This window comes from Mesorhizobium sp. M7A.F.Ca.CA.002.05.1.1 (genome assembly GCF_003998335.1).
Lineage (GTDB): Bacteria > Pseudomonadota > Alphaproteobacteria > Rhizobiales > Rhizobiaceae > Mesorhizobium.
The window spans coordinates 1-3874 of sequence record NZ_RZQI01000587.1; the positions used below are offsets into that span (position 1 = coordinate 1).

Annotated in this window: 4 protein-coding genes; 2 read left to right on the forward strand and 2 right to left on the reverse strand. The window is 62.7% G+C overall.

Translation table 11 applies throughout. From position 1 onward, the window contains the following. Both EN939_RS24500 and EN939_RS24505 read right to left on the reverse strand, forming a co-directional pair. Window positions 1–1449, reverse strand: a 1449-nt coding sequence (locus tag EN939_RS24500) for a DEAD/DEAH box helicase (RefSeq protein ID WP_206528331.1), incomplete at its 3' end; no start/stop codon positions are given. 202 nt (window positions 1450–1651) lie between these two features. Next, on the reverse strand, window positions 1652–2425 hold the full coding sequence (locus EN939_RS24505) for an NAD kinase (protein WP_127270270.1): 774 nt from the start codon (window positions 2423–2425) through the stop codon (window positions 1652–1654). Between the two features lie 290 nt (window positions 2426–2715). Between EN939_RS24505 and EN939_RS38170 the strand changes: the two genes are divergently transcribed. Then, a complete protein-coding gene (locus EN939_RS38170; RefSeq protein ID WP_164748845.1) occupies window positions 2716–2880 on the forward strand; it encodes a hypothetical protein in 165 nt (54 codons plus the stop codon). 274 nt (window positions 2881–3154) lie between these two features. Further along, window positions 3155–3874: NAD-dependent epimerase/dehydratase family protein (locus EN939_RS24510; protein ID WP_127270271.1), on the forward strand; the 720-nt coding region annotated here is incomplete at its 3' end.

Genomic DNA, 3874 nt, shown 5'->3' on the forward strand with positions numbered 1-3874 from the left:
GCGCTGTTCATTGCGATCGGATGATTTGCGCTCGGTGTTTTCCGAACGGATCGCTTCCTTGCGCGAACGCCGTTCGCCGATGTCGGCGGCTGCGGCCTCGGCCACCGGCTGATCCTCGCGGACTGTTTCCGGTGCGGCATCTTCGCTGCGCTTGGCGTGGCGTTCGCGCGGTTTGCGCTCGCCGCTCTTTTCCCTGCCGCGGTCGTCGTCCTTGCGGCCGGCACGGCGCGGCGCGCCCTTGCCACGGCGCGGAGCATCGTCCTCGCCTTCGCTGGCAACCACCGTCGACAAGTCGCCGTCATGCCACTCGATCTTGTTGCCGATCAGACGTTCGATGGCATCGATGTATTTGGTGTCAGATTTGGTCGCGATGGTGAAGGATTTTCCGGAGCGTCCGGCGCGCCCGGTGCGGCCGATACGGTGGACATAGTCCTCGGCGTGGATCGGCACGTCATAGTTGAAGACATGGCTGACATCGGGAATGTCGAGGCCGCGCGCGGCAACGTCGGAAGCGACGAGGTAGCGCAGCTTGCCGTCGCGGAAATTGGCCAGCATCTGCATGCGCGCGCGCTGGTCCATGTCGCCATGCAGCGCACCGGCGTCGAAATCATGCTTCAGCAGCGAGCGGAACAGCTCCGACACTTCGACCTTGCGGTTGCAGAAGATGATGGCGTTCTTCAGTTCTGCGTCTTCGGCCTTGATCAAATTGCGCAGCGTCTCGCGCTTGTCCCATGGCTTGGAGCCTGATTTGACCAGCCGCTGGATGATGTTGGCGGCGGCGGATGCTGCCTTCGAAACCTCGACGCGGACCGGCGCGTGCAGGAACTTTTCGGTGAGCTTGGTGATTTCGGGCGGCATCGTCGCCGAAAAGAACAGCGTCTGCCTGGTGAACGGGATCATTTCGCAGATGCGCTCGATGTCGGGAATGAAGCCCATGTCGAGCATGCGGTCCGCTTCATCGATGACGAGGATCTCGACGCCGTTGAGCAACAGCTTGCCGCGCTCGCGGTGATCGAGCAGACGGCCGGGCGTCGCGATCAGCACGTCGGCGCCACGCTCCAGCTTCTTGTCCTGTTCGTCGAACGACACGCCGCCGATCAGAAGCGCGATGTTGAGCTTGTGGTTCTTGCCGTATTTGACGAAGTTTTCCTCGACCTGAGCGGCGAGCTCGCGCGTCGGCTCCAGAATGAGCGTGCGCGGCATGCGAGCGCGGGCGCGGCCCTTTTCCAGCCTTGTGAGCATCGGCAACACGAAGGAGGCCGTCTTGCCGGTGCCGGTCTGGGCAATGCCCAGCACGTCCTTGCCCAGCAGGGCATGCGGAATGGCGCCCGCCTGGATCGGCGTCGGCTCGGTGTAGCCGGCGTCGGTGACTGCGGAAAGGACCTTCGGCGACAGGCCGAGGTCTGAAAAGGTCAACGCTTCTGGAGCGGTCGTGGTGTCTGAGGACAAGTGTTGTTGTCTTTGGCTGGTTCGGGGAAGCGCAACGGCGTCTAATGGCGTCTGTCGCGGCAAGCGCCACGCGCCTGCAAGATTGGTATTGCAATTAGGAGCAAGCCCTCGATTTGTCAACAGAAACGGGCAGCAATGGCACGATTGTGAAGTTGTAACCTTAATCGGGATGCTTAATCGACCTGTCGGTCGCAGCGCCGGCTCAATAGCGGAACTGTTCGGCGAGAATACGCTCGTTCCAGGAATGATTGGGATCGAACAGCAACGTTGCTGTCGCCGTTGGTGATTCTCGCACCGTCACCGAGGTCACGGCCTTGACCTCGGTATGGTCGGCGGCGGCGTTTACCGGCCGCTTTTCCGGCTCGCGGATGTCGAAGCGCACGGTCGCCTTGTTGGAGAGCAGCGCGCCGCGCCAGCGGCGCGGGCGAAACGGGCTGACCGGGGTCAGCGCCAGCAGCGGCGCGTCGAGCGGCAGGATCGGTCCATGCGCCGAAAGATTGTAGGCGGTGGACCCGGCCGGGGTTGCGATCATGACGCCGTCGCAGTTCAGTTCCTCAAGCCGGACCTGTTCGTCGACGGTGATGCGGATCTTGGCCGTCTGGTACGACTGGCGCCACAGCGCCACCTCGTTGATCGCCAGTGCTGAAATCGTTTCGCCTTCCGAGGTCACGGCCAGCATCTCCAGCGGGCGGATCGTTTCGGCGACGGCGGCCTCGAGACGCTCGGTGAGGCCACCGGAACGATACTCGTTCATCAGGAAGCCGATGGTGCCACGGTTCATGCCGTAGACCTTCTTGCCGGTCCCCATCGTGTCGCGCAGGGTCTGCAGCAGGAACCCGTCACCCCCAAGCGCAACGACGATCCCGGCCTCCTCGACGGAAGACTGGCCATAGCGCACCGACAGGCTTTCCAGCGCCGTCTTGGCGTCAGCGGTGTCGGACGAGACGAAGGCGATGCGGCTGGCGGCTTTGCTCATGGCTCCCCGATGACGACCGATTGGCAGCGGCCGGTTGCTGGGCCGCGCCAGCGCCGGGGTAGCATGGGCGGGGTACGTCTGCAAAGGGAGGTACCATCCCGGATGGCAACGCCATCCCGGATGATACGGCCATGCCGGTCGGCGGATGCGGGCATGCCGTTCGCGTATCATGTCAAAGGCTACGCGAATGTGATGGTTAAGACGGGCCTTAAAGTCTCGTAAAGCCGGATCGGTCATGTTAGCCGGCAGTGGATGGGTGGCGTGGGGGCTAGCCAGTCGAGGCCGACATATTGCCGGTAACACGCCTGATCATCGTCTTCCTGATGCTGGGAAGCTTCGCGCTGCTCTTTGCCGAACTGGTGCGCCAGTCCGAAGAGACGAGCTTCCGGCCGCAGCCCACGGCGTCGCGCTGTGGTGATGCAGCCGGGGCGCCATGCCCGCAAAGGGCGCTGTAGGCCTGAAATGTCCTGATCATCCTCGCGATGACGGGCAGCATCGGCGGTCGCTTCGATGCGCGACATCGCGCGGCAGTTTCTCTCCTTAAAAGCAGAGGCCGGTCGGCCGCCGCACGTTCCACTCGTGAAGGCTTGCTGTTTGCACTCGCGGCGCTTGGCGGTGTAGATGGGTGCATCGATTGGCGGAAAGGCTTTTGGGTAGCTCGCATCCGCTGTTGTTGGGAAACAAGCCCTGGGCTCGTTGACTGGCCGGTGTCTGGAGCGGGGGTTTTCCATGTCACGCAGCGTGTTGATCTCTGGCGGCTGCGGTTTCCTGGGCTCGCATCTGGTCGACCGTCTGTTGCGGCGAAGCGATCTGGAAAAGCTGGTCGTCGTCGACAATCTTTGGACCGGGACGCGAGACAACATCGCGCATGTCGCCGATCCGCGTTTCGATCTGCAGATTGCCGACGCCGAAAGCTTTTCATCCCTTCAGGGCTTCGATGAGATCATCCATCTCGCGTCGCCGGCGTCGCCGCTTTGGTACATGCGCGAGCCGGTACGCACGATCAAGGCCAATATCGGCGGCGCGCTCAATCTCCTGACGCTGCTCAAGCCCGGCGGTCGCTTCTGCTTCGCCTCGACCTCGGAAGTCTACGGCGACCCCCTGGTTTCACCGCAACCCGAGAGTTACAGGGGATCGGTGGACTGCACCGGTCCCAGGGCTTCCTATGATGAAAGCAAGCGCTGCACAGAGGCATTGCTGTTCGAGCAGCAGCGGGTCGGCGGGCTCGACATTCGCGTCGTCAGGATATTCAACACATATGGGCCACGAACCCGCATCGACGACGGACGCGCCGTCTCGAATTTTGCCATCCAGGCACTGACAACCGGGGTTCTGACGGTTTATGGCGACGGCTCCCAATCGCGCAGTTGGGGTTATGTCGACGATATCGTCGAGGGGCTGGAACGTTACTTCTGGCGCGACGGCATCTCGCATCGCGGTCCTCTGAAC